Below are 22,634 nucleotides of genomic sequence, written 5' to 3' on the forward strand. Positions count from 1 at the left end.
TCATTCCGACGGTACGGAGAAGGCGGTGGCGTCGGTGTCCTCCGTGAGGGAGGTCAGCGTGATGTCGGCTTTCTTGCCGGCGATGGTGGCCGTGAAGCTGGCCAGGGCGCCCTGGTTCGTCACGCACATGTCGAAGGCGCTGGCCGGCGTGCCGGAGACCTCTTTCAGCGACAGGCAGGTGGCGTGGCGGCCCGCGATCGTCGTGTCGCGCTGGGTGGAGACGACCTCGGGGTCGAGCGCGGCCGTGGTCAGCATCGATTCGGCGGCCTCGGGCGTCACCAGCGCCCCGGTGAGGGTGGCGGCCGCGGTCGGGTCGGGCGCCGACCTCGTACAGGAAGCGCCCTGGCATCTGATCGTGGCCGTCGGGGTGACGATGAGGCGGCCGCCCGGATAGACGTACGACGAGCGGGACGGCTCCTGGGTGATGGTGGCCGTGTCGCCGCCGGTCAGGTGGTAGGTCGCCGTGTAGGTCAGCTGGCCGCCGGCGGCCAGCTGGGCGGCCGTCTCGGAGATCAGGTCGTCGCGCGTGGGCCCGGCCGCGCTCGCCTCGTCGAGGCCGGCGCAGGCGGTCGTGCCGAGCAGCAGCGCGCCGGCGGCTAGCGCGGCGGCGACGGCGGTAAGGCGCGGAACAACAGGCACGACTGACACCTTGGCCTACGCGCGCAACCCGCCGCAAATCAGTATTGGCGGCGGGCCCGCAGCTGCGCCTGGAGGATGTAGCGGCGGAGGATTTTCGCCTGATGCTCGTCTATTTCGGGGAAAACAGCCACCATTTCGACGTGGAGCGGGCCCCGGGCCGGCACCTGCTGGCGCAGTGAGCTGACCTTGGTGGCCTCGGCCGGGAACTCCACGACCTCGTCGTCCAGCTGGATGCGGAGCGTGACCGCGTCGCCGGGGCGGACCGTGACGTCGGTGAAGCGGGCCCGCACGGAGTGCTCGCTCAGGTCGTGCACCTGGCCCGGCGCCGTCTCCTGGCCGTCCAGCAGCAGCACGATCGGCTCCCCGCCGCCGCCCCGCACGTAATCGCGGCTCTGCTCGATCGCCGGTTCGCCCGAGAAGCGTACTTCCACCCGGTTTCCGTCGATCGCCGACACGTGCGCCACCAGCGCGTAGCGACCGCGCGGAGCCGCCGCCCAGCGCAGCGTGACCGTCGAGTTGGCCGGTGGGAGGTCGGCCGCCGCCAGGGACAGCGTGATCGCCGTCCCCGAGGCCTGCACGACACGGACTTCGGGCATGGTCTCGCCGAAGGAGGTCATCTCCACGTACGACCCGTCGGCGGGAAGCAGGGGTGCGCTCATAGTGCCGGTGTCATCGGCAGGCCGGGCGGTGACCTTAGAGTTTTCACCGACCGCGCGTACGCCCGCTACCCGGGCTCGATACGCTCATTGTCGTGGTCGGCCGCAGGGTCGCGGTCGGTGAACGGCAGCGTTACACAAAGGGAGCGACACGACACATGGCCACCATTGAAGCGATCGTCGCCCGCGAGATCCTGGACTCCCGGGGCAACCCGACCGTCGAGGTCGAGGTCGGGCTCGACGACGGCACGGTCGGCCGCGCCGCGGTCCCCTCGGGCGCCTCCACGGGCGCGTTCGAGGCGATCGAGCTGCGCGACGGCGACAAGGGCCGCTACCTCGGCAAGGGTGTCGAGAAGGCCGTCGCCAACGTCGAAGACAAGATCGCCGACGAGCTCCTCGGGTACGAGGCGAGCGAGCAGCGGCTGATCGACCAGAAGATGCTCGACCTGGACGGCACGGCCGACAAGTCGGAGCTGGGCGCGAACGCGATCCTCGGCGTGTCGCTGGCGGTGGCCAAGGCGGCCGCGCTGAGCGCCGAGCTTCCGCTGTTCCGCTACGTCGGCGGGCCCAACGCGGCCGTCCTGCCGGTGCCGATGATGAACATCCTCAACGGCGGCGCCCACGCCGACTCGAACGTCGACGTGCAGGAGTTCATGATCGCGCCGATCGGGGCGCCCACGTTCCGCGAGGCGCTGCGCACCGGCGCCGAGGTCTACCACGCGCTGAAGTCGGTGCTGAAGAAGAAGGGCCTCTCGACCGGCCTGGGCGACGAGGGCGGCTTCGCGCCGAGCCTGCCGTCCAACGCGTCCGCGCTCGACCTGATCGCCGAGGCCGTGCAGGCCGCCGGCTTCGCGCTGGGCACCGACATCGTGCTGGCCATGGACGTCGCGGCGACCGAGTTCTACAAGGACGGGTCGTACGTCTTCGAGGGCAACCCGAAGTCGACCGACGAGATGATCGCGTACTACTCCAAGCTGGCCGCCGACTACCCGATCGTCTCGATCGAGGACCCGCTGTCCGAGGAGGACTGGGCCGGCTGGAGCGCGATGACCTCGGAGCTCGGCAGCAAGATCCAGATCGTCGGCGACGACCTGTTCGTCACCAACCCGACCCGCATCGGCCGGGGCATCGCCGAGGGCGCGGCCAACTCGGTCCTCGTCAAGGTCAACCAGATCGGCTCGCTCACCGAGACGCTCGACGCGGTCGACCTGGCCCACCGGGCCGGTTTCACCACCATGATGAGCCACCGCTCGGGCGAGACCGAGGACACCACGATCGCCGACCTGGCCGTCGCGGTGGGCAGCGGCCAGATCAAGACCGGCGCGCCGGCCCGTTCCGACCGCGTCGCGAAGTACAACCAGCTCCTGCGCATCGAGGAGCAGCTGGAGGGCGCGGCCCGGTACGCCGGTGCGGGGGCGTTCCCGCGTTACCGCACGGCGTGACGAGCGCCCGCTAGATCATGGAGTTGTGGCGCCCGCTTTCCGGGGCATAAGTTTCCGGGAAGCGGCGCCACAAAGCCACAGCCGAGCGGGGGAGCAGGGTGACGACACAGCGACGAGCACCGAGCGGTCAGGGCCCGGCCCGCCGCCCCGGTTCGGCGCGCGTGCGGACCACCGGCTCCACCCGCATCCAGCGCAACCGGCCCTCGGCGTCCCGCCGCACGGTCACGGTCAGCCGGGGCACCACGAAACGGACGGCGGCGCCGCGCCCGCGCGCGCTCACCGGCCGGGCCACGGTGCTGATCATCGTGTTGATCGCGCTGGCCCTGGCGTACACCTATCCCTTGCGGGTCTATCTCGCGCAGCGGTCGCAGATCGAGCAGCTCGAAGCCGACCAGGCCACCCAGCGCGAAAAGATCGCACAGACGTCGCAAGAGCTCCAGAAATGGAACGACCCGGAGTACGTGCGGGCCCAGGCCCGGGAGAAACTCTTCTATGTACGCCCGGGGGAGACACCCCTGCTCGTGCTGAACGACCCGGCCGGCGCCGCCGCCGAGGCCGGGCAGAAAGATCCGGCGGCCGCTTCCGGCCCCTGGTACGACACCATGTGGAACAGCGTTCGAGCCGCTGACGCGGAGTCTTCTGAATAACATGACTGAGCTTCCCCGCAGCGGAAAACAGAATGAAAAACCGTTGGAAGACGATCTGGACATTGTTGAGGCCCAGCTGGGCCGCCGTCCAAGGGGCACCCGTGCCATCGCGCACCGCTGCCCGTGCGGAAATCCCGACGTCGTGGAGACGTCACCCCGCCTGGAGGACGGCACCCCCTTCCCCACGCTCTACTACCTGACCTGCCCGCACGCCACCGCCGCGTGCAGCCGGCTCGAGTCGGCCGGCGTCATGCGCGACATGCAGGAGCGCCTGTCGACCGACCCGGAGCTCGCCGAGCAGTACAAGAAGGCGACCGAGGACTACCTGACCCGCCGCACGGCGATCGAGGACGTGCCCGAGATCGCCCACGTGGCCGCCGGCGGCATGCCCGATCGGGTGAAATGCCTGCATGTGCACCTCGGGCACGCGCTGGCCGTGGGCCGGGGCATCAACCCGTTCGGTGACGAGGTGCGCGACGCGGTGGAGCCGTGGTGGGCCGACGGGCCCTGTGTGCGCAAGGATTCCTAGCGTGGAGATCCGTCGCGCCAGGACCAAGGACGTGCGGGCCATCCGCGATCTCGTCGACACCTACACGACCGACCGCCGCCTGCTCAGCAAGGCGACCGTCACCCTGTACGAGTCGGTCCAGGAGTTCTGGGTCGCCGTCGACGACCGCGACCGGGTGTACGGCTGCGGCGCGCTCCACGTGATGTGGGAGGACCTGGCCGAGATCCGCACGGTCGCGGTCGACCCGGCCACCCGGGGCCAGAAGATCGGCCGCCGGATCGTGGAGCACCTGCTCGAGGTGGCCCGCGAGGTCGGTGTGGCCCGCGTCTTCTGCCTCACGTTCGAGACCCGCTTCTTCGGCTCGTTCGGGTTCACCGAGATCGACGGCGCGCCCGTGCCGCACGCCGTCTACGAGCAACTGCTGCGGTCGTACGACGAAGGTGTCGCCGAATTCCTCGACCTGGAACGGGTCAAGCCCAACACGTTGGGAAACACGAGAATGCTTCTGCACCTATGAGAGTCGCGGCGATCGACTGCGGCACCAACAGCATCCGGCTGCTCGTCGCGGACGTGACCGGCGGCGGCCTGACCGACGTCACGCGCCAGATGGAGATCGTCCGGCTCGGCGAGGGCGTCGACCGGACGGGACGGCTCTCGGACGCGGCCATCGCCCGTACACGGAAAGCTCTTGTGGGTTATGCCGCCGAGATCGAGGCGCACGATGTGGCGCGGGTGCGCATGTGCGCGACCTCGGCCTCGCGGGACGCCGACAACGCGCAGGACTTCCGCGACATGGTCCGCGGCGTGCTCGGCGTCGACCCCGAGGTGATCAGCGGCGACGAGGAGGCGCGGCTGTCGTTCGCCGGCGCCGTGGCCGGGCTTTCGGCGCCATCGCCCTACCTGATCGTGGATATCGGCGGCGGCTCGACCGAGTTCGTCACGGGCAGTGCCGACGTCGACCATGCCATCTCGATGGACATCGGCTGTGTCCGGATGACGGAGCGTCACCTGCACGGCGATCCGCCGACCGCCGCCGAGATCGTCGCGGCCGAGCGGGACATCCGGGCCGCGGTCGACGTCGCGCTCGCCGCGGTGCCCGGAAAAGAGGCCAGGACGCTGGTCGGGCTGGCCGGGACGGTCACGACCGTCGTTGCTCTCGCTGAGGGCCTTCCCTCGTACGACCCCACGCGCATCCACCACGCGAAGGTGACCTACGAGCAGGTCGCCGCGGTCACCGCCGAGGTCCTGGCCATGTCCGTGGCCGAGCGCCGGTCACTGCCCGTGATGCATCCGGGCCGGGCCGACGTGATCGGCGGGGGCGCGCTCATCCTGCGGATCATCATGGAACGCGCCGGGCAGAGCTCGGTGATCGCCTCCGAACACGACATTCTCGACGGGATCGCCTACAAACTGGTGGGATGACCAACCTTCGACAGCAGATCGTCGCCGAGCTCGGCGTCAAGCCGTCCATCGACGCGGCCGCCGAGATCCGGCAGCGGATCGACTTCCTCAAGGACTACCTGCGGTCGACCCCGGCCAAGGGCTTCGTGCTCGGCATCAGCGGCGGCCAGGACAGCACCCTGGCCGGCAAGCTGTGCCAGACGGCCGCGGCCGAGCTGCGGGCCGAGGGTCACGACGCGACGTTCGTGGCCGTCCGGCTTCCGTACGGGGTGCAGGCCGACGAGGACGACGCGCAGATCGCGCTGCGCTTCATCGAGCCCGACCGGTCCATCGCGGTGAACGTCAAGCCCAGCTCGGACGCGGTGGGCGCGGAGACGGCGCTCGGACTGGGCGAGCCGGTGCGCGACTTCGTCCGCGGCAACATCAAGGCCCGCGAGCGCATGGTCATCCAATATTCGGTCGCCGGCCAGCTGAACATGCTGGTCGTCGGCACCGACCACGCGGCCGAAGCGGTCACCGGCTTCTTCACCAAGTTCGGCGACGGGGGAGTGGACATCACGCCGCTGACCGGCCTGACCAAGCGCCAGGGCGCGCTGCTGTTGGAGCACCTGGGTGCCCCGGCCTCGTGCTGGCAGAAGGTTCCGACGGCCGACCTCGAGGACGACCGCCCGGCGCTGCCCGACGAGGAGGCGCTCGGCGTCAAATACTCCGAGATCGACAACTACCTCGAAGGTCTGGACGTCTCGTCCGAGGCGGCCGCGCGGGTCGAGTCCCTCTTCCTCGCCACCCGCCACAAGCGGACGGTTCCGGTGACGCCACTCGATACGTGGTGGCGTTCTTGACGCTATTTCGCAGTGCACAGTACTGTGCACCGCGTGGATACAACCCAGCTCCTCAAGGGCGTGCTGGATCTGGCCGTCCTCGCCGCGCTGCGCGACGAGGACGGCTACGGCTACGACATCCTGCGCAGGCTCCGGGCGGCCGGCCTCGACGACGTCGGTGACGCCTCGGTCTACGGCACGCTGCGCCGGCTGTTCGCGGCCGGCTTCCTGACCACGTATGTCGTGCCCAGCGACGAGGGCCCCCACCGCAAGTACTACGGCCTGAACCCGGCCGGCCGGGCCGAGCTGGAGCGGTCGGCCAAGACCTGGAACGGTTTCGCATCCACCATGGACGATCTGCTTCGCGAGCGGGGGACGGCGTGAACATCACAGCGCAGGACGAGATTGCCGACTACGTGGCCGCGGTCCGGGAGGCGTTGGCCGACCTGCCCGACGCCACTCGCGACGAGCTGCTGGAAGACCTGCCGGAACACCTGGCCGAGGTCCGGGCCGAGGGTTCGGGCACGCTGATCGAGCGGCTGGGCACCCCGGCGGCGTACGCGGCGGAGCTGCGCGCCACGGCCGGCTTCGTCGGCGGATTCCCCGACCCGCCGCGCGGCACGTGGGTGACCCCGGCCGAGATCAGGGCCAAGGTGCAGCCGGTCCTCGACAGGGCCGACGTGAAGGTCGGCCCGCTGATCGGATATCCGAAGGCCAGCGACTTCCTGAAGCTGCTGCGCCCGGCCTGGTGGGTGCTCCGCGGCTACCTGGTCGCGATGGCCCTGGCGATGATCCTCGACGACAGCACGGGCAACCCCGGCCTGCTGCCCCGGGTCGGCGGCAGCGACGTGATCGCGCTCGTCCTGCTGGCGGTCTGCGTCGCCGGCTCGATCCTGCTGGGAAAAAGAGGCGTCCAGCTGTCGCAGTGGCCGCGGTGGGCCCTCTATTCGGGGACGACCGTCCTGGTGATTTTCGGCCTGGCCGGCTTCACCACAGCCGACAACAACGTCCGCGCCCCCGGCTTCAGCGACGTGGGCAGCTATCAGGAGAGCAATATCGACGACACGGTCAACGACCTTTTCGTGTACGACGAGGACGGCAACCTGGTCCAGAACGCGCGGGTCTTCGACCAGAACGGCAACCCCCTCCAGTTCGGCGGCGGCTACTGCACCGACCCGAACACCGGCGAGACCTGGCACACGCGCAACCTGGGCTATCCGTACTGCCCGCAGGACGCCCCGTTCGGCCCGACCCCGTCCGCCGACGCCAGGCCGACCCCGTCGGCCTCGTTCCTGGACAACGGCGAGCCGACCGCGCCTCCGTCGCCCTCGAACGGCGCCTCCTCGGCGCCGCCCGCGCCTTCCGCGTCGGCCGGTGCCCCTTCCCCGAGCAGCGCAGGGGGCCGATAAAAGCTGGGTAACGGGGTCGCGTCCGGGTCCGGCCGATCGTTAGGGTCCCTCTGCGATCGGTCGACCCCCTCGACCGGCCCCTCGAAAGGAACCACCCAGTGAGCAACCCCGTCCCGCCGTACGGCGGCGAATATCCGCCGCCCGGCCAGGGTCAGCCCGGCTACCCGCCCGCAGGCGGCGCCCAGCCCGGCTACCCGCCCGCGGGTCAGGGCCAGCCCGGCCACCAGCCGCCGGCCCAGAACCACCCCGGCTACGCCGCCACGGGCCAGCCCGCCTACACCCCGGACGGCACCCAGCCCGGCTACCCACCCGCCGGCACCCAGCCCGGTTTCCCGCCCGCAGGCGCTCAGCCCGGCTCCGCTCAGCCTGGTTACCCGCCGGCCGGTGCTCAGCCCGGCTACCCGCCCGCAGGCGCCCAGCCCGGCGGCGCGCCCCAGCCCGGTTTCCCGCCGCCCGGCGCGCAGCCCGGTGGTTTCCCGCCGCCCAACGCCGGTGGCTTCCCGCCCCCGAACAGCGGCGAGGCCCCGCCGAACTACGTGGCCTTCCCGGCCGAGAAGAAGAGCGGCGGCGCCGGCAAGGTGATCCTCCGCATCGTCGGCGCGATCGTCGTAGGCCTCGTCATCGTCGGCCTCAAGGTCGGCGTCCTCTCGGCCCTCTTCGGCGGCGACGACGCCAAGGAGGCCAAGGCCGGCGACTGCATCTCGGCCGACACCGACATCCCCGAGGACAAGACCGAGCGCACCCAGGCCAACGTGGTCGACTGCGCCGACTCGGATGCCGCGTACACGGTCGTGGCCAGGGTCGAGGGCGAAAGCGACCCCAAGTCGACCTCCTGCGACAAGTTCTTCAAGGAGGGCGAGCGCTTCCTCGTCCTGGGCAGCACCAGCGACGGCGGCTACCTCCTCTGCCTGCGCCCCACCAAGGCCTGAGGCTCCACGGGGCGAGGGCCCGGAAAGGCCCTCGCCCCGCCCCGGCCGAGGTGATCGGCTGCGGTGCGCCCACCCCGGGTGCGGTGGTTTCCCGGCGGGTGCTGTGCTGGGTGGGTGAGTAACGCGCGTACTAGGGAAGACGTTGTCCGGCTGGCGGCGGGGGCCGCTTCTCTCGGCGTGCTCGACGAGGAGATCTCGGACTGTTTCGCCTGTCCTCGGCTGGTGGCCTGGCGTGAAGAAGTCGCCGCTACCAAGCGGGCGTCCTTCCGGAACTGGGACTACTGGGGGCGGCCCGTTCCCGGGTTCGGCAACGCCGACGCCGAGATCGCCATCCTCGGGCTGGCCCCGGCCGCGCACGGTGGCAACCGGACCGGGCGGATCTTCACGGGGGACCGGTCCGGTGATGTTCTGTTCGCGGCTCTGCATCGGGCCGGGCTGGCCAACCAGCCGACCAGCGTGTCCATCGACGATGGGCTGGACTTACGGCATCTACGGATCTTCTCGGCCGTGCGTTGTGCACCTCCGGACAACAAGCCGCTACCCGACGAAAGGGACACCTGCGCGCCCTGGGTTCATCGGGAGCTCAGCCTGATTCGCCCGACTCTGCGGGTGGTGGTGGCGCTGGGTGCTTTCGCCTGGCAGGCCTGGTGGCCTGCGATGAGGGCGGTCTACGGCGTGCCGGCGCCGGTGCCGCGGCCCAAGTTCGGGCACGGGGCCCATGTCAGCCTGCCGGGAGTGCCCGAATTGCTGGGGTGCTTCCACGTGTCTCAGCAGAACACGTTCACCGGTAAGCTCACCCCGGCCATGCTGGACGACGTCTTCGCGCGCGCCAAAGAGCTGGCCGGTTTGTGATGGAGACAACGTGGACCTCGCTGCGGTGCGTCGCTGGTGGCCCCTGGCCGCCGTCCTTGTGCTGCTCTTCGTGACGTCGCTCGCCGCTACCCGCAGTGAGGCCCAGCTCGACGAGATCGTCCGTGACGAGCCGGTCGGCGACCAGCCGATCCTGCCCACCACGGTGCCGTCGGCGCAGCAGACCACCCCGCCCGAGCCCGAGCCGGCACGCGGCCTGCCCGACTGGGTCGGCACGGTCGCCCTGGTCGTCTTCGGGATCATCGCCGCAGTGCTCGTCGCACTGGTCGTCTACGCGCTCATCCGCGACCGCCGGGCGAAAAAAGGGAAAAATCCGAAAAGCCGAAAGCGCAAGAACGACCAACCGCGTACGGCCGAGGAACTTGTGGCCGCCCTCGACGCCGGCCTGGAAGAGCTGTCCGACACCGACCGCGACCCGCGCCGCGCCGTGATCGCCTGCTGGGTGCGCCTGGAACAGGCCGCCGCGGCCGCCGGCACCCCGCGCCATCCCGGCGACAGCCCCACCGACCTGGTCGGCCGCCTCCTCAACGAGCAGCAGGTCGACGCGGCCGTCCTGGCCGCCCTGCTCGAGGTCTACCGCCAGGCCCGCTACGCGACCCACACCGTCGACGACCAGATGCGCCACCAGGCCCGCGAGGCCTTGCAGCGCCTCCGCGCCGACCTGGGCGCCCCAGCCGAGGCGGCGGCCCGATGATGCCCGACGGCAATCTGGACGATCTCTTCGGCTATCGCGAGGAGCCGGTGGCGGCGGCCGAGGAGCAGAGCCCGGTCGAGAAGCGGCGGTCGCTGCTCTCCTGGATTCTGATCAATCTTCTCGTCGTCACCCTGCTCACCGTCGTCATCGTGGCCGCGCTGCGGTCGTCCGACGTCGACATCTCGGTCGTCTTCGTGGTGACCGCCCTCGTCGCTCTGCGCCTCGTCGTCCTCGCCGTGCAGTGGGTGCGGGCCCCGTCGCTTCCCAAGCGCTCGGCCCGTGGCCGGCGAGAAAGCGACCGCGCCGGACGCGACGCCCTGCGGGCCGCCGTCCGGCGGTGGGAGCAGACCCTCGAAAGGGCGCACGACGACCCCGATCTCTATTCGCGTAACGTTCTGCCGGTGCTGGCCGAGCTCACCGACGAGCGGCTGCGGCTGCGACACGGGATCACCCGTCAATCGGACCCGCGGCGCGCCCGTGAGCTGCTCGGCGATCCGCTCTGGGCGGCGCTGCACGACCGCGGCCGGCGCGCGCCCAAGACGCGCGATCTGGAGAGCTACGTCGATGCTCTGGAGAAACTGTGACGAAGGGTGCCCCGGTGACCGAGACAGGCGTGCAGGCTCTTCCCCCGTACGAGGTGGGCAGACTCGCCAATGCCGTCCTCGACTCGGTCGGCAGCGTCGTGGTCGGCAAGCGTGACTCGCTCGAGCTGGTCCTGGCCGGCATCCTGGCCGGCGGCCACGTCCTCCTGGAGGATCTGCCCGGTCTGGGCAAGACGCTGACCGCCCGCTGTTTCGCCCAGTCGCTGGGCCTCGATTTCCGCCGGCTCCAGTTCACCCCCGACCTGCTCCCGGCCGACGTCACCGGTTCTTTCCTCTACGACCAGCGCAAGGGCGACTTCGCCTTCCGGGCCGGGCCCGTCTTCACCAACATGCTGCTGGCCGACGAGATCAACCGGACGCCGCCGAAGACGCAGGCCGCCCTGCTCGAGGCCATGCAGGAGAAGCAGGTGTCGGTCGAGGGCGTCACCTATCGTCTCGACCCGCCCTTCCACGTGCTCGCCACGGCCAACCCGATCGAATACGAGGGCACCTACCCGCTCCCCGAGGCGCAGCTCGACCGCTTCCTGCTGCGGGTCTCGTTCGGCTATCCGACCGCCGAGGAGGAGTGGGACGTTCTCCAGCGGCGCATGTCCCGCCGGCAGGAGGAGGCCTTCCTGGCCCCGGTCGTCAACTCGGCCACCCTCCAGTCGATGCAGGCCGCGCTGGAGTCGATCACCGTCGAGGACTCGATCGGCCGGTACATCGTCTCCCTGACCGCCGCCACCCGTGAGCACGCCTCCGTGCTGGTCGGTTCGTCGCCGCGTGGCTCGCTCGCCCTTCTCCTGCTGGCCCGGGCCCGGGCCGCGATGGCCGGCCGTGACTTCGTCGTCCCCGAGGACGTCAAGGACGTCGCCGTTCCGGCTCTGGCCCACCGCATCACGCTGCGGCCGGAGATGTGGCTGCGCCGCGTCGACCCGTCGTTCGTGGTCGACGAGGTCCTCCAGGCCACGCCCGCGCCGGCCAGCGGCGCTCTGCCCACATACACCGCCGGCTGATGGGCCCGCGGCTGCGCAGCGCCGTTCCGCCGCCGTCGACGGGCGACGCGACGGCCGGACCGGCCTGGGTGCCGACCCGGGCGCTGGGCCGGGCCGTGCTGCTGACCGGCCTGCTGCTGGTGCTCGGGGTCGCGCTGGGCCGCGTCGATCTGGTGCTGCTGGCCGCCCCGTTCGCGATCGGCGTCGCCGTGGGCCTGCGGCGCACGCCCAAATCCTTCCCCGAGCTCACCGTGCGGGCCGATCAGGAATATCTGGTCGAGGGCGGCCAGGTCGAGGCCTCGGTGACCGTCAGCAACCCCGACGAGATCTCGTACGACCTGGTCGTGGTCCGTGTCCGCACGTCGCGCTGGCTGAAGCTGGAGCAGTCCGACCGGCCGTTCGCGATCACCGTGGGCGCCGACGGCTGGGCCGCCGTCGAGCTGAGCGGCGAGGCCCGGCGCTGGGGCCGGCAGGATGTCGGCCCGGCCGCCGCGCGCGTCGCCACCTGCGGCGGCCTGCTGGCCTGCCGTCCGGTCATCACCAACGGCAGCGACGTGCGGGTCTATCCGGTCACCGAGCCGTTCAACGCCATCGAGGCCATGCCGGCCGCCGCCGGCCTGGTCGGCAACCACCGGTCTCGACGGCCGGGCGAGGGTGGCGAGCTGGCCGGGGTGCGGCCGTTCGCGCCCGGGGACCGGTTGCGCCGCATCGACTGGCGCGTCTCCCTGCGTACCCGTGATCTGCATGTCGCCTCGACCCTCTCCGACCGTGACGCCGAGGTCGTTCTCCTGCTCGACGTGCTGGGCGAGGTGGGCCTCTCCGGTGGCGTCGGCGGCAGCGCCTCGGTGCTGGACACGACCGTCCGCGCGTCGGCCGCCATCGCCGAGCACTACCTGCAGCGCGGCGACCGCGTCTCCCTGCTGGAGTACGGCGCCGCCGCCCGCCGTCTGCGCCCGGCCACCGGCCGCCGCCAATATCTGACCGTGCTGGAGTGGCTGCTCGACGTGCGCCCCGATCCGATGGAGGCGCACGAGCACGACTTCGGCGCCCATCACGTCTCCTCGGACGCGCTGGTCATGGTGCTGACCCCGCTGATCGACCCGCGGGCGGCCGACATGCTGGCCTCGCTCACCCAGTCCGGCCGCTATGTCGTGGCCGTCGACACCCTGCCCGCCGGCGCCGCCCCCGAGGTCCGCGACCAGTGGACCCCGCTGGCCACCCGGTTGTGGCGGATCGAGCGGGAGAACGTGCTCGGCCGGCTGCGCGAGCACGGCGTGCCGGTCGTCTCCTGGGCCGGCGCCGGCAGCCTCGACCTGGTCCTGCGGGACGTCTCCCGCCTCGCCTCGGCGCCCCGGGGGCGATGACGTGTTCACCCTGTTCGCCCGCAAACTGGCCGGCGCCAAGACGGTGCTCACCCGGGCCACCGTCATGCCGTTCCTGGTCCGCTGCGGCATCGCGCTGTGCGGCCTGGTCGCCATGGCCGTCGCCTGGCCCCAGGCGTTGCTGGGCTCGCAGTTCTTCCTGCCGCTGGCGCTGGTCGCGATCTATCCGGCGGTCGCGCCGCGTGGGCGGGGCGCCACCTTCGCCGCGCTGGCCGTCGTGGCGGGCTGGCTGGTCGACACCGTCTGGGAGGACGCGGCCGTCTCGCTCGGGCGGGTGCTGGCCATCGCCACGGCCCTCTATCTTGGACATTCGCTGACGGCTCTGGCCGCCGTTCTCCCGTACGACGCCGTCGTCAATGCCGACGTGGTCGGTGTCTGGCTGGCCCGCGCGCTCGTTGTGGTGCTCATCTCTTCCGTACTGACGGTAGCCATTCTGGGACTCACCGCTGATTTGGCGGGAAGTGCTTTCCTGGTCGCCACCCTTGTCGGATTGACCGGTGCCGCGTGCGCCACGCTCCTCATAGCACGCCTCGTTCGGCGAGTGTAAATGTGCTCGAAATATGTGCGTCATAGCACTTGACAGATGGACTTGGGATAGATCACACCGAGAGGCGTCACGGACCGCGAAGAGCGACAATGTAAGGCGTGAATCCGCAGCGCATTGTCGTCGTAGGGGCAGGTCACGTCGGGCTCTATGCCGCCCTGCGTCTGTCGAAGAAGCTCAGCCGCCGTAAGGCTGAGATCGTCGTCATCGACCCCCAGCCCCACATGACGTATCAGCCGTTCCTGCCCGAGGCAGCGGCCGGCAACATCGAGCCGCGGCACAGTGTTGTGCCGCTCCGCCGCGAGCTCAAGAAGTGCCGCGTCATCGTCGGCGAGGTCACCAAGGTCGAGCACGCGCGCAAGACGGTCACCGTCCAGCCCATCGAGGGCCCGGCCACCGAGATGGAGTACGACCACATCATCGTGGCGCCCGGCTCGGTCTCGCGGACGCTCCCGATCCCCGGTCTCTCCGAGCGCGGTATCGGCTTCAAGACCATCGGCGAGGCCATCTACCTGCGCAACCACGTGATGGATCAGCTCGATGTCGCGGCCGTGACGCCCGACCCCGAGATCCGCAAGGCGGCCCTGAGCTTCGTCTTCGTCGGCGGCGGCTTCGCCGGCGTCGAGGCGATGGCCGAGATGGAGGACGTCGTCCGCGACGCCCTCAAGTACTACCCCGAGCTCGACCAGAAAGAGGTCAAGTTCGTCCTGGTCGAGGCCAGCAACCGGATCCTGCCCGAGGTCGGCGCCAAGATGGGCGCGTACGCGGCCCGTCAGCTGGCCAAGCGCGACATCTCGATCCGCCTCGAGACGTTCCTCAAGTCCTGCGTCGACGGCAACATCGAGCTGTCCGACGGCGACAAGTTCCGCGCCGAGACCGTGGTCTGGACCGCGGGCGTGAAGCCGTCGCCGATGCTCGACGTCACCGACCTGCCCCGCGGACCCAAGGGCCACGTCAACTGCCTGCCCACCCTCCAGGTGGCCGACGACGAGGGCAACGTCCTTGACGGCGCCTGGTCGGCCGGCGACTGCGCGCAGGTGCCCGACCTGACCAACCCCGGTGGCTGGTGCTCGCCGAGCGCCCAGCACGCGGTCCGCCAGGCCAAGGTGCTCGCCGACAACATCAAGTCCGTGGTCCTGGGCGGCCTGCCCAAGGAGTACCGCCACAAGTATGTCGGCTCGGTGGCCGGCCTCGGCCTCTACAAGGGCGTGGCCCACGTCTACGGCATCAAGGTGCGCGGCCTTCCCGCGTGGTTCATGCACCGCTCGTACCACATGAGCCGGATCCCCTCGTTCAACCGCAAGGTCCGGGTCGTCGCCGACTGGACGCTGGCCTTCGTGCTCCGCCGCGAGACCATCGCCCTCGGCCAGCTGCATCACCCGCGCGAGGAGTTCCTCGAGGTGACCCCGCCGCTGCGTAAGCCGGAGGACAAGCCCGAGGACCGCACGACCGTGGGTGCCGGCACCCGCTGAGGTAATCTCCGTTTCCACCACCCGGCCGGCAACCTATACGGTGTCTCCAGTGCCGCCCGGGTGGTGGAATGGCAGACACGGCCGCCTTAAAAGCGGCTGCCTCGCGCAGGCGTGCGGGTTCGAGACCCGCCCCGGGCACAACTTCACCAACACGACGCCACAGGCTCTGGTCTGTGGCGTCGCGCTTTTTCGGGGGTACGACGCCTCACCCCACCCAGGAGCACAGCGGCCGTACCCGGAAGCTCAGCGCGGCGTTTCCGCGGCTCAGGGCCGCAGCGCGCCTTTCGCGCCACTGCATGGTGCCACGCGTGCCACCGTGATGTGCCACATTGGCACATTGGTGGTGCCATAGGTCTTGCCGGTGGTGCCACGCGTGTGCCACGATGGTGCCATGGACTTGACCTCGTATGTCAACAACCTCGGACGCGAGTTCGCCACGCTGGCCGAGGCCGGTGGCGAGGAGTCGCGTGCGCTGGTCGAGCGCCTGACCGGCTCCCTCGAGTCGGCGATCCGCATGACCCTTCTCGAGGCGCTGTCCGGCGCCGCCGACGAGATCACCGGTGACCTGGCGCCGGGCTCGGTCGAGCTGCGCCTCCGCGGCCGCGACCCCGAGTTCGTGGTGAAGGCGGCGCCCGCCGCCGTCGAGGCCGCCGCCGACAGCTCCACCGGCAACGCCACCGAGAGCGACCTCCAGTTCGCCGAGGACGGCCCGGCCGCCCGCATCAACGTCCGCATGCCCGAGCAGCTCAAGACCGCCATCGAAGAGGCCGCGAACCGTGAGGGCCGTTCGGTGAACGCCTGGCTCGTCCGGGCCGCCACCTCCGCCCTCCAGCAGCCCGACCGCGCCCCGCGCCCCGAGCCCCGCGACAGCGGCAAGCGGGCGGCGCAGCGCTTCACCGGCTGGGTCCGCTGACCATCCGCACCAAACGTCTCTGACCTGCGGAGACGGCTCACCGACTCATGAAGCGGGGACAACCATGCCTTCTTTCGACACTCCCGGATCGATCAACGTCGTTCTCGACTACTACGTCGGCGACGTGCGGATCGTCGCGAGCGACCGCGCCGACACCGTCGTCGAGGTCCGCCCGAACGACGAGAACGACGAGTCCGACATCCAGGCGGCCCAGCAGATCAAGGTCGACTACGCGCAGGGCGAGCTGCGGGTGACCGGTCCCAAGCGCACCTTCGACTTCTCCAAGAAGTCCAAGGCGGTCAACGTCGACATCGAACTGCCCAGCGGTTCGCGGCTCGACGCCCACCTCGTGATGGGCGGCTTCCGGGTCACCGGCCGGCTCGGCGACACCCGGATCAAGAGCACCGGCGACATGTGGCTCGAGCAGACCGGCGCCCTGCGCCTGCACACCGGCTTCGGCAACGTCACCGTCGACCGGATCGCCGGCGACGCCGAGGTCTCCACCGGCTCCGGCAAGATCCAGCTCGGCGACGTCGAGGGCGCCGTCGTCGTCAAGAACGCCAACGGCGACACCGCGATCGACGTCGTGACCGGCGACGTGCGGGTCAAGAACGCCAACGGCGACATCGACATCGAGCGGGCCGGCTCCGGGGCCGAGGTCAAGACGGCGAACGGCAAGATCCGCCTGGGCGAGGTGGTCCGCGGCTCGATCACGCTCGGCACGGCCGCCGGCGCCCTGGACATCGGCATCGCCGAGGGCACCGCCGCCTGGCTCGAGGTCACCACCGGCTTCGGCAAGGTCCACAACAGCATGGAACAGACCACGAGCCCGGGCGAGGCCACCGAGACCGTCGAGGTCCGCGGCCGCACCGGTTTCGGCGACATCCTCATCCACCGCTCCTGACCACGGGAAAGGACCCAAGATCATGGACGATCGGACCCCGGCCATCCGGGTGCACGGATTGCGCAAGTCCTACAAAGAGGTCGAGGTGCTCAAGGGCGTCGACCTCGAGGTGGCCCGCGGCAGCATCTACGCGCTGCTCGGCTCGAACGGCGCCGGCAAGACGACGACCGTACGGATCCTGGCCACGCTCCTGAAGGCGGACGACGGCACCGCCGTCGTCAACGGCTTCGACGTCGCCGCCGAACCGCAGCGGGTGCGCGAGTCGATCAGCCTGACCGGCCAGTTCGCCGCGGTCGACGAGATCCTCACCGGCCGCGAGAACATCGTGATGATCGCCCGGCTGCGGCGGGTCGACGACCCCGGCAAGATCGCCGACGACCTGCTCGACCGCTTCGGGCTGACCGACGCGGCCGGGCGCCGGGTCGGCACGTACTCCGGCGGCATGCGCCGGCGGCTCGACATCGCGATGAGCCTGATCGGCGACCCGCCGATCATCTTCCTCGACGAGCCGACCACCGGCCTCGACCCGGAGGGCCGCATCGAGGTGTGGAAGGTGATCGAGCAACTGGCCGGCGGCGGCACCACGGTCCTGCTGACCACGCAATATCTGGACGAGGCCGAGAAGCTGGCCGACCGGATCGCGATCCTGCACCAGGGCGTGATCATCGTCGACGGCACCCTGGCCGAGCTCCGCAAGATGCTCCCGCCGGCCAAGGTCGAGTACGTCGAGCGGCAACCCACCCTCGAAGAGATCTTCCTGGCCATCATCGGAGACAAGAAGGGGCAACGATGACCACGCACGTGCTGTCCGACACCAATGTGATGCTCGGCCGCTCGATGCGGCACATCACCCGCAGCCTCGACACGATCATCACCGTCACGATCATGCCGATCGCGTTCCTGCTGCTGTTCCGCTACGTCTTCGGCGGCGCCATCCAGGCCAACACCGACAACTACACCAACTACCTGATGCCGGGCGTGCTGCTGATCGCGATCGCCAGTGGCATCTCGTACACGGGTTTCCGCCTCTACAACGACCTCCAGGGCGGCATCTTCGAGCGGTTCAACTCGATGCCGATCGCCCGCTCCTCGGTGCTGTGGGGCCATGTTCTGACCTCGATCGTCTCCAACGCTCTTTCGTGCGTCGTTATTGTCCTTATTGGACTGTTGATCGGCTTCCGGTCGTCGGCCGGCGTGCTGGCCTGGCTGGCCGTGGTGGGCGTCCTGCTGCTGTTCACCCTGGCCCTGACCTGGATCGCCGTGCTGGCCGGCCTGGCCGCGTCCTCGCCGGACGGCGCCACCGCCTTCTCCTACCCGATCATCTTCCTGCCCTTCATCAGTTCGGCCTTCGTGCCGACCGACACCATGCCGGCCCCGGTCAAGGCCTTCGCCGAGAACCAGCCGGTCACCTCGATCGTCAACTCGATCCGGGCCCTGCTCGACCAGCAGCCGGTCGGCAACGACATCTGGATCGCCCTGGCCTGGTGCGTCGGCATCACCGTGGTCGCCTACGCGTTCGCCATGCGGGCCTACAAGCGCAAGATCTCCTGACCCCTCAGGACCGTTCCGCCGCGATCACCTCGGTGAGCGCGGCGGTTCTGGCGTCCGTCCACCCCGGCGGCGGCGCGATCCGCGCCCAGGCCGCGACCGGCATCGCCCCGAAGTTGTGCCCGTGCCCGTCGGGAACGCCGTTGGAGACCGCCATGTCGGCCGTCACCTGCCAGAACGTCACGAACGGATACCAGCGGACGGTGGACAGCACGTCCGGGCCGCGCCGCTCGCGCAACCAGTCCGGCCGGCTGATCATGAGCCGCGGCGACCACCACGTGATCGGGTCGGACGCGTACTGCAGATAGACGACGCGGGGCCCGCTCCAGGCCGGGCCGGGATCGTCGAGATCGCTGGGAACGGCCGCGAAACGGACGGTCGCGCCCCGCTCGTACGTCGGAAGGATCTCCCGGGTGCCCTCGTCCCGATCGTCGAGGTACTCGTTCCACAGCTCGTTCATGTTGGGCGGCCCGACCAGCAGCATCCCGTCGACCCGGTTGCGGATGTCGGCCGGCCCGCTGAACGCCGCCTCGGCGCCGAACGATCCGAGGCTCTCGCCGAAGACCAGCAGCCGGGGCCGCTGGTCCCGGGGCAGCGCCGACCAGGACGCGTAGACCGCGTCGAACAGGTCGCGCCCGGCCTCGCGGGCCCGTTCCTTGTCGACCAGGAACGAGATCGGGCTGGGCAGGTACGAATATTGCAGTGCCACCAGAGCGGTGTCGCCGCCGTACATGTACTCCAGTGGGTCGACGCCCCGCGCGTTCACCCATCCCGTGCCGGTCGTCGTGATCAGGCACAGCACCGCGCGTTCGAAGGCCCCGGTGCGCCGCAGTTCGGCCACGGCCAGATCGGCCCGCTCCCGCGACTCCCCGGCCGCGTCCAGTCCGACGTACACCCGAACCGGGTCTTTGATCTTTGTGCCGTTGAACATCTCCAGCTCGGCCCGGCTCGGCCCGCCCGCCACGAACCGCCGTCCCTGGTTGCCGAGCGAGTCCCACGACACCAGCGAGCCGGGACCGCCCGAGCGAAAGGCGTCGGCGGTGGGCGCGCTCTCCGGATCGGTTTCGCCGTTGAGCGTACGGAAGGAGGCGTCGGCCGCCGCGAAGGCGCCTCTCAGGACGACGCCGTTGAGCACACCGATCAGGAGCGCGACCACCGCGACGCCGGCGATCACCCGGGCCGCCGCGGCCGGGACCCGGCGGCCGAGCCGGGCCGCGACCCACCGGGTGCCGTCGCGGACCAGGCGGCACAGACCGACGAGCAGGGCCGCCGTCACCGCCGCGACCGGCAGCACCAGGACGTACCAGAAAGGCGGCGACGGTTCCATGTCGAGGAGCCGATGGATGCGGGCCTGCCAGATGGACCCGAGCACCAGGAACACGGCACACAGCACGCCGGCGGCGACCGCGAGGGAAAGCCACGCGCTTCGCCCCGGCCGCCGGAAGGCGCGCCCGGACAGTTGCTCGCCCAGCCAGACCAGCAGCACCCCCAGGCCGTAGCCGATCGCGGTCAGGACGCCGCTGATCACGCCCTGGAACAACCATTCGCGCGGCAGCAGGGACGGCGTCAGCGACAGGCAGAAGAACAGGACGGCCGCCGTCAGGCCGCCGAAGCCGTACCGCGGGCGCGTCATGCGCTCGATCATCGCGTGCCGGATGAGGCGGCAACTCATCCGTTTTGGGTGACGCCCATCGGATCGACAAGTACCTACGTTGGCCGCATGCGACTCACGCCGGGACGTCTGGTCGCCGGGGCAGTGGCCTTGGCGCTGCTGTCGGGGATCACCGGTGGCCTGCTCGGCGCGGCCGCGTCCGGTTCGGACGGCGACGGCCGTCCGGCCGCGGCCGCCGCCACCAGCGGGACCGCCTGCGACGTGACCCAGGTGGCGGCGACCGTCTTCCCGTCGCTGGTCACGATCAACGTGCGGCGCGGGGCCACCGGCGGGCTCGGGTCGGGCTCGGTGCTCGACCGCGATGGCAACATCCTCACCAACGACCATGTGATCGCCCCGGCGTTCGCCGCCGGTACCACCCCCGCCACCATCACCGTCGATTTCGCCCGCGGCGCGTCCGAGGTGCCGGCGACCGTGGTCGGCCGTGACCCGGCCACCGACCTCGCGGTGCTGCGAGTGGACCCGGCCGCGGCCACCCTCACCCCGATCGCGATCGGCGACTCCTCAGCCTTGGTCGTCGGTCAGCCGGTGGTCGCGGCCGGCTCCCCGCTCGGCCTCAACAGCACCATCACGGCCGGCGTGGTCAGCGCCCTCAACCGCTGGATCGACGTGGGCCAGGGCGCCGAGCCGGCCGCCCTGGTCAACGCCGTGCAGACCGACGCCGCGGTCAACCAGGGCAACAGCGGCGGCCCGCTCACCGACTGCGCGGGCCGGCAGGTCGGCGTCAACTCGGCCGGCGCCCAGCCGCCCGAGGGCGGTGGCGGCAGCATCGGGCTCAACTTCGCCATCCCGATCGACTTCGCCGTCTCGGTCGCCGAGCAGCTCATCACCGACAAGCGCGCCACCCACCCGGTCATCGGCGTCATGTCGGTGAGCGTGACCGACGAGATCGCCCGGGCCACCGGCCTGCCCCGCGGCGCCCTGGTCGAGCAGGTCGTACCCGGGTTCGGCGCCGCCCGCGGCGGCCTGCGCGCGGGCGACGTCATCACCCAGGTCGGCGGGACCGCGGTCAACGGCACCGACCAGATGCTCGTCGCGATACGCACCCACAAGCCCGGCGACACCGTCGACGTCCGCTTCAGCCGCGCCGGCGCTGCCCAGAACGCTCAGGTACCGGTGACCGAACCCTGATCCCGGGGAGGAAGGCGACGACGTGACCGGAACCGACACCACCACGACCACCGCGTCCACGGCCCAGAAGCTCACCCTGCTCACGATGACCACCATGGTCATCGGCGGGATGGTCGGCGCCGGCGTCTTCTCGCTGCCCCGGCGCTTCGCCCAGGAGACCGGGGTCTACGGCGCGATCATCGCGTGGGCCATCGCCGGCACGGGCATGCTCATGCTCGCCTTCGTCTTCCAGACCCTCGCGCTGCGCAAGCCCGAGCTGGACGCCGGCGTCTACGCGTACGCGAAGGCCGGCTTCGGCGAATATCTGGGGTTCTTCTCGGCCTTCGGATATTGGGCCAGCGCCTGCGTGGGCAACGTGACCTACTGGGTGCTGATCGGGTCGACGGTCGGGACGATCTGGCCGGCCATGGGCGACGGCGACACCCTGCTCGCGGTCGCCCTCTCCTCGGTGGGGATCTGGCTCTTCTTCTATCTGATCCAGCGCGGGGTCAAGGACGCGGCCGCGCTCAACCGGGTCGTCACGGTGGCCAAGGTCGTGCCGATCATCGTCTTCGTCCTCATCACGCTCTTCCTGCTCGACCCCAAGGTCTTCGCCGACAACCTCAGCGGGCCGGCCGACTACGGATCCCTCTTCGAGCAGGTCAAGGGCACGATGCTGGTCACCGTGTTCGTCTTCCTGGGCGTCGAGGGCGCGAGTGTCTACTCCCGGCACGCGAAGCGCCGGCAGGACGTCGGCCGGGCCACCATCCTCGGCTTCCTGGCCGTCTTCGCCGTCTTCGCGTCGGTCACCATCGTCTCGTACGGCATCCTGCCCAGCTCCGAGATCGCCGAGTTGCGGCAGCCGTCGATGGGCGGGGTGCTGGAAGCGGCCGTCGGCACCTGGGGCAAGGTCTTCGTCAGCGTCGGCCTGATCGTCTCGGTCCTCGGCGCCTATCTGGCCTGGACCCTGATGGCGGCCGAGGTGCTGTTCGTGGCCGCCGCCGACGACGACATGCCGCGCTTCCTGCGGCGCACCAAGCGCGGCGACGTGCCGTTCAACGCCCTGCTGTTGACCTCGATCCTGGTCCAGGCCGTCCTGATCGTCACCTACTTCTCCGAGGACGCGTTCAACTTCGCCCTCGACCTGACGAGCGCGCTCACCCTGATCCCGTTCCTGCTCGCCGCGGCGTACGCCCTGAAACTGGCCCTGACCCGTGAGACCTACGTGGAGGAACCGCGCGGGCGGGGCCGTGAGCTCACCGTCGGGGTGCTCGCCGTGGCGTACACCCTCTTCCTGCTCTTCGCCGCCGGACCGAAGTTCGTGCTGGTCTCGCTGATCATCTACGCCCCGGCCACCCTGCTCTTCATCAAGGCGCGCCGGGAGCAGGGCCGGCAGCTGTTCTCCGGCCGCGAACTCGTCATCCTCGCCGTCTCGGTCCTCGGCGCCGTCATCGGCGTCGTGGCGCTCGCGGCGGGCTGGATCTCCATCTAGAAACA

The 22,634-nt window shown here is 70.4% G+C and carries 25 protein-coding genes and 1 tRNA gene; 23 read left to right on the top strand and 3 right to left on the bottom strand.

Translation table 11 applies throughout. The annotated features are described in order from the left end of the window. Both ACFY36_RS49560 and ACFY36_RS49565 read right to left on the bottom strand, forming a co-directional pair. Nucleotides 1–639, bottom strand: a complete 639-nt coding sequence (locus tag ACFY36_RS49560; RefSeq protein ID WP_499752910.1) for a hypothetical protein — start codon at nucleotides 637–639, stop codon at nucleotides 1–3. Between the two features lie 38 nt (nucleotides 640–677). Further along, on the bottom strand, nucleotides 678–1,298 hold the full coding sequence (locus ACFY36_RS49565) for a PilZ domain-containing protein (RefSeq protein ID WP_499752911.1): 621 nt from the start codon (nucleotides 1,296–1,298) through the stop codon (nucleotides 678–680). A gap of 155 nt (nucleotides 1,299–1,453) precedes the next feature. On the opposite strand from ACFY36_RS49565, the gene eno reads away from it, so the two are divergent. The 21 genes from eno to ACFY36_RS49670 all read left to right on the top strand — a co-directional run bounded on the left by eno (nucleotide 1,454) and on the right by ACFY36_RS49670 (nucleotide 18,358). Next, complete coding sequence (gene eno, locus ACFY36_RS49570; RefSeq protein ID WP_498657156.1) at nucleotides 1,454–2,737, top strand: phosphopyruvate hydratase; 1,284 nt, start codon at nucleotides 1,454–1,456, stop codon at nucleotides 2,735–2,737. A gap of 98 nt (nucleotides 2,738–2,835) precedes the next feature. After that, nucleotides 2,836–3,384: an FtsB family cell division protein gene (locus ACFY36_RS49575; RefSeq protein WP_498694530.1), complete on the top strand. Its 549-nt coding sequence runs from the start codon at nucleotides 2,836–2,838 to the stop codon at nucleotides 3,382–3,384. Nucleotide 3,385: 1 nt separating this feature from the next. Continuing rightward, nucleotides 3,386–3,913 carry a DUF501 domain-containing protein gene (locus ACFY36_RS49580; protein WP_499752912.1) on the top strand — a complete coding sequence of 176 codons (528 nt, stop codon included), beginning with the start codon at nucleotides 3,386–3,388 and terminating at the stop codon, nucleotides 3,911–3,913. Between the two features lies 1 nt (nucleotide 3,914). After that, the gene (locus tag ACFY36_RS49585; protein WP_499752913.1) at nucleotides 3,915–4,409 is read left to right on the top strand and encodes an amino-acid N-acetyltransferase; all 495 of its coding nucleotides are present in this window, start codon (nucleotides 3,915–3,917) and stop codon (nucleotides 4,407–4,409) included. Then, nucleotides 4,406–5,314, top strand: coding sequence for a Ppx/GppA phosphatase family protein (locus ACFY36_RS49590; RefSeq protein WP_499752914.1), 909 nt, complete (start codon nucleotides 4,406–4,408; stop codon nucleotides 5,312–5,314). The genes ACFY36_RS49585 and ACFY36_RS49590 overlap by 4 nt, the downstream gene beginning before the upstream one ends. After that, on the top strand, nucleotides 5,311–6,135 hold the full coding sequence (nadE, locus tag ACFY36_RS49595) for an NAD(+) synthase (RefSeq protein WP_499752915.1): 825 nt from the start codon (nucleotides 5,311–5,313) through the stop codon (nucleotides 6,133–6,135). Before ACFY36_RS49590 ends, nadE begins: the two co-directional genes overlap by 4 nt. A 33-nt stretch (nucleotides 6,136–6,168) precedes the next feature. Further along, nucleotides 6,169–6,498: a PadR family transcriptional regulator gene (locus ACFY36_RS49600; RefSeq protein ID WP_498694537.1), complete on the top strand. Its 330-nt coding sequence runs from the start codon at nucleotides 6,169–6,171 to the stop codon at nucleotides 6,496–6,498. Further along, nucleotides 6,495–7,523, top strand: a complete 1,029-nt coding sequence (locus ACFY36_RS49605; protein WP_499752916.1) for an HAAS signaling domain-containing protein — start codon at nucleotides 6,495–6,497, stop codon at nucleotides 7,521–7,523. The genes ACFY36_RS49600 and ACFY36_RS49605 overlap by 4 nt, the downstream gene beginning before the upstream one ends. A gap of 98 nt (nucleotides 7,524–7,621) precedes the next feature. Next, entirely contained in the window at nucleotides 7,622–8,452 is an 831-nt protein-coding gene (locus ACFY36_RS49610; RefSeq protein WP_499752917.1) for an LppU/SCO3897 family protein, read from the top strand. 114 nt (nucleotides 8,453–8,566) lie between these two features. Then, nucleotides 8,567–9,304, top strand: coding sequence for a uracil-DNA glycosylase (locus ACFY36_RS49615; RefSeq protein WP_499752918.1), 738 nt, complete (start codon nucleotides 8,567–8,569; stop codon nucleotides 9,302–9,304). A 10-nt stretch (nucleotides 9,305–9,314) separates the two neighbouring features. After that, nucleotides 9,315–10,016 carry a DUF4129 domain-containing protein gene (locus ACFY36_RS49620; protein ID WP_499752919.1) on the top strand — a complete coding sequence of 234 codons (702 nt, stop codon included), beginning with the start codon at nucleotides 9,315–9,317 and terminating at the stop codon, nucleotides 10,014–10,016. Next, nucleotides 10,016–10,600 carry a hypothetical protein gene (locus tag ACFY36_RS49625; RefSeq protein ID WP_499752920.1) on the top strand — a complete coding sequence of 195 codons (585 nt, stop codon included), beginning with the start codon at nucleotides 10,016–10,018 and terminating at the stop codon, nucleotides 10,598–10,600. The genes ACFY36_RS49620 and ACFY36_RS49625 overlap by 1 nt, the downstream gene beginning before the upstream one ends. Nucleotides 10,601–10,614: 14 nt before the next feature. Continuing rightward, complete coding sequence (locus ACFY36_RS49630) at nucleotides 10,615–11,613, top strand: AAA family ATPase (protein WP_498694548.1); 999 nt, start codon at nucleotides 10,615–10,617, stop codon at nucleotides 11,611–11,613. After that, nucleotides 11,613–12,956, top strand: a complete 1,344-nt coding sequence (locus tag ACFY36_RS49635) for a DUF58 domain-containing protein (protein WP_499752921.1) — start codon at nucleotides 11,613–11,615, stop codon at nucleotides 12,954–12,956. The genes ACFY36_RS49630 and ACFY36_RS49635 overlap by 1 nt, the downstream gene beginning before the upstream one ends. A gap of 1 nt (nucleotide 12,957) precedes the next feature. Next, nucleotides 12,958–13,521 carry a hypothetical protein gene (locus ACFY36_RS49640; protein WP_499752922.1) on the top strand — a complete coding sequence of 188 codons (564 nt, stop codon included), beginning with the start codon at nucleotides 12,958–12,960 and terminating at the stop codon, nucleotides 13,519–13,521. 98 nt (nucleotides 13,522–13,619) lie between these two features. Next, nucleotides 13,620–14,990 carry an NAD(P)/FAD-dependent oxidoreductase gene (locus ACFY36_RS49645; protein WP_097319259.1) on the top strand — a complete coding sequence of 457 codons (1,371 nt, stop codon included), beginning with the start codon at nucleotides 13,620–13,622 and terminating at the stop codon, nucleotides 14,988–14,990. A 54-nt stretch (nucleotides 14,991–15,044) separates the two neighbouring features. After that, nucleotides 15,045–15,128: transfer RNA gene (locus ACFY36_RS49650), tRNA-Leu, on the top strand. Between the two features lie 253 nt (nucleotides 15,129–15,381). Next, on the top strand, nucleotides 15,382–15,903 hold the full coding sequence (locus ACFY36_RS49655) for an Arc family DNA-binding protein (protein ID WP_499752923.1): 522 nt from the start codon (nucleotides 15,382–15,384) through the stop codon (nucleotides 15,901–15,903). Between the two features lie 64 nt (nucleotides 15,904–15,967). Next, entirely contained in the window at nucleotides 15,968–16,807 is an 840-nt protein-coding gene (locus tag ACFY36_RS49660; protein WP_499752924.1) for a DUF4097 family beta strand repeat-containing protein, read from the top strand. A gap of 22 nt (nucleotides 16,808–16,829) precedes the next feature. Beyond that, nucleotides 16,830–17,600, top strand: coding sequence for an ABC transporter ATP-binding protein (locus tag ACFY36_RS49665; protein ID WP_499752925.1), 771 nt, complete (start codon nucleotides 16,830–16,832; stop codon nucleotides 17,598–17,600). After that, a complete protein-coding gene (locus ACFY36_RS49670) occupies nucleotides 17,597–18,358 on the top strand; it encodes an ABC transporter permease (protein WP_499752926.1) in 762 nt (253 codons plus the stop codon). The genes ACFY36_RS49665 and ACFY36_RS49670 overlap by 4 nt, the downstream gene beginning before the upstream one ends. Nucleotides 18,359–18,362: 4 nt before the next feature. Here the strand turns inward: ACFY36_RS49670 and ACFY36_RS49675 are convergent, their stop codons facing one another. Next, the gene (locus tag ACFY36_RS49675) at nucleotides 18,363–19,988 is read right to left on the bottom strand and encodes an alpha/beta hydrolase (protein ID WP_499752927.1); all 1,626 of its coding nucleotides are present in this window, start codon (nucleotides 19,986–19,988) and stop codon (nucleotides 18,363–18,365) included. 87 nt (nucleotides 19,989–20,075) lie between these two features. On the opposite strand from ACFY36_RS49675, the gene ACFY36_RS49680 reads away from it, so the two are divergent. Then, complete coding sequence (locus ACFY36_RS49680; RefSeq protein WP_499752928.1) at nucleotides 20,076–21,158, top strand: S1C family serine protease; 1,083 nt, start codon at nucleotides 20,076–20,078, stop codon at nucleotides 21,156–21,158. A 22-nt stretch (nucleotides 21,159–21,180) separates the two neighbouring features. Continuing rightward, entirely contained in the window at nucleotides 21,181–22,629 is a 1,449-nt protein-coding gene (locus tag ACFY36_RS49685) for a basic amino acid/polyamine antiporter (protein ID WP_499752929.1), read from the top strand. Nucleotides 22,630–22,634: the final 5 nt, after the last annotated feature.

The sequence above is a fragment of the Actinoplanes sp. NPDC000266 genome, from assembly GCF_042899005.1.
In the GTDB taxonomy this organism is placed as follows: domain Bacteria; phylum Actinomycetota; class Actinomycetes; order Mycobacteriales; family Micromonosporaceae; genus Actinoplanes.

Bases quoted from the DNA above. Each gene is read 5' to 3' on its own strand.
- ACFY36_RS49565 (WP_499752911.1), bottom strand. From the start codon at position 1,298: ATGAGCGCACCCCTGCTTCCCGCCGACGGGTCGTACGTGGAGATGACC.
- eno (WP_498657156.1), top strand. From the start codon at position 1,454: ATGGCCACCATTGAAGCGATCGTCGCCCGCGAGATCCTGGACTCCCGG.
- ACFY36_RS49580 (WP_499752912.1), top strand. From the start codon at position 3,386: ATGACTGAGCTTCCCCGCAGCGGAAAACAGAATGAAAAACCGTTGGAA.
- ACFY36_RS49590 (WP_499752914.1), top strand. From the start codon at position 4,406: ATGAGAGTCGCGGCGATCGACTGCGGCACCAACAGCATCCGGCTGCTC.
- nadE (WP_499752915.1), top strand. From the start codon at position 5,311: ATGACCAACCTTCGACAGCAGATCGTCGCCGAGCTCGGCGTCAAGCCG.
- ACFY36_RS49625 (WP_499752920.1), top strand. From the start codon at position 10,016: ATGCCCGACGGCAATCTGGACGATCTCTTCGGCTATCGCGAGGAGCCG.
- ACFY36_RS49635 (WP_499752921.1), top strand. From the start codon at position 11,613: ATGGGCCCGCGGCTGCGCAGCGCCGTTCCGCCGCCGTCGACGGGCGAC.
- ACFY36_RS49655 (WP_499752923.1), top strand. From the start codon at position 15,382: ATGGACTTGACCTCGTATGTCAACAACCTCGGACGCGAGTTCGCCACG.
- ACFY36_RS49660 (WP_499752924.1), top strand. From the start codon at position 15,968: ATGCCTTCTTTCGACACTCCCGGATCGATCAACGTCGTTCTCGACTAC.
- ACFY36_RS49665 (WP_499752925.1), top strand. From the start codon at position 16,830: ATGGACGATCGGACCCCGGCCATCCGGGTGCACGGATTGCGCAAGTCC.
- ACFY36_RS49670 (WP_499752926.1), top strand. From the start codon at position 17,597: ATGACCACGCACGTGCTGTCCGACACCAATGTGATGCTCGGCCGCTCG.
- ACFY36_RS49675 (WP_499752927.1), bottom strand. From the start codon at position 19,988: ATGACGCGCCCGCGGTACGGCTTCGGCGGCCTGACGGCGGCCGTCCTG.
- ACFY36_RS49680 (WP_499752928.1), top strand. From the start codon at position 20,076: ATGCGACTCACGCCGGGACGTCTGGTCGCCGGGGCAGTGGCCTTGGCG.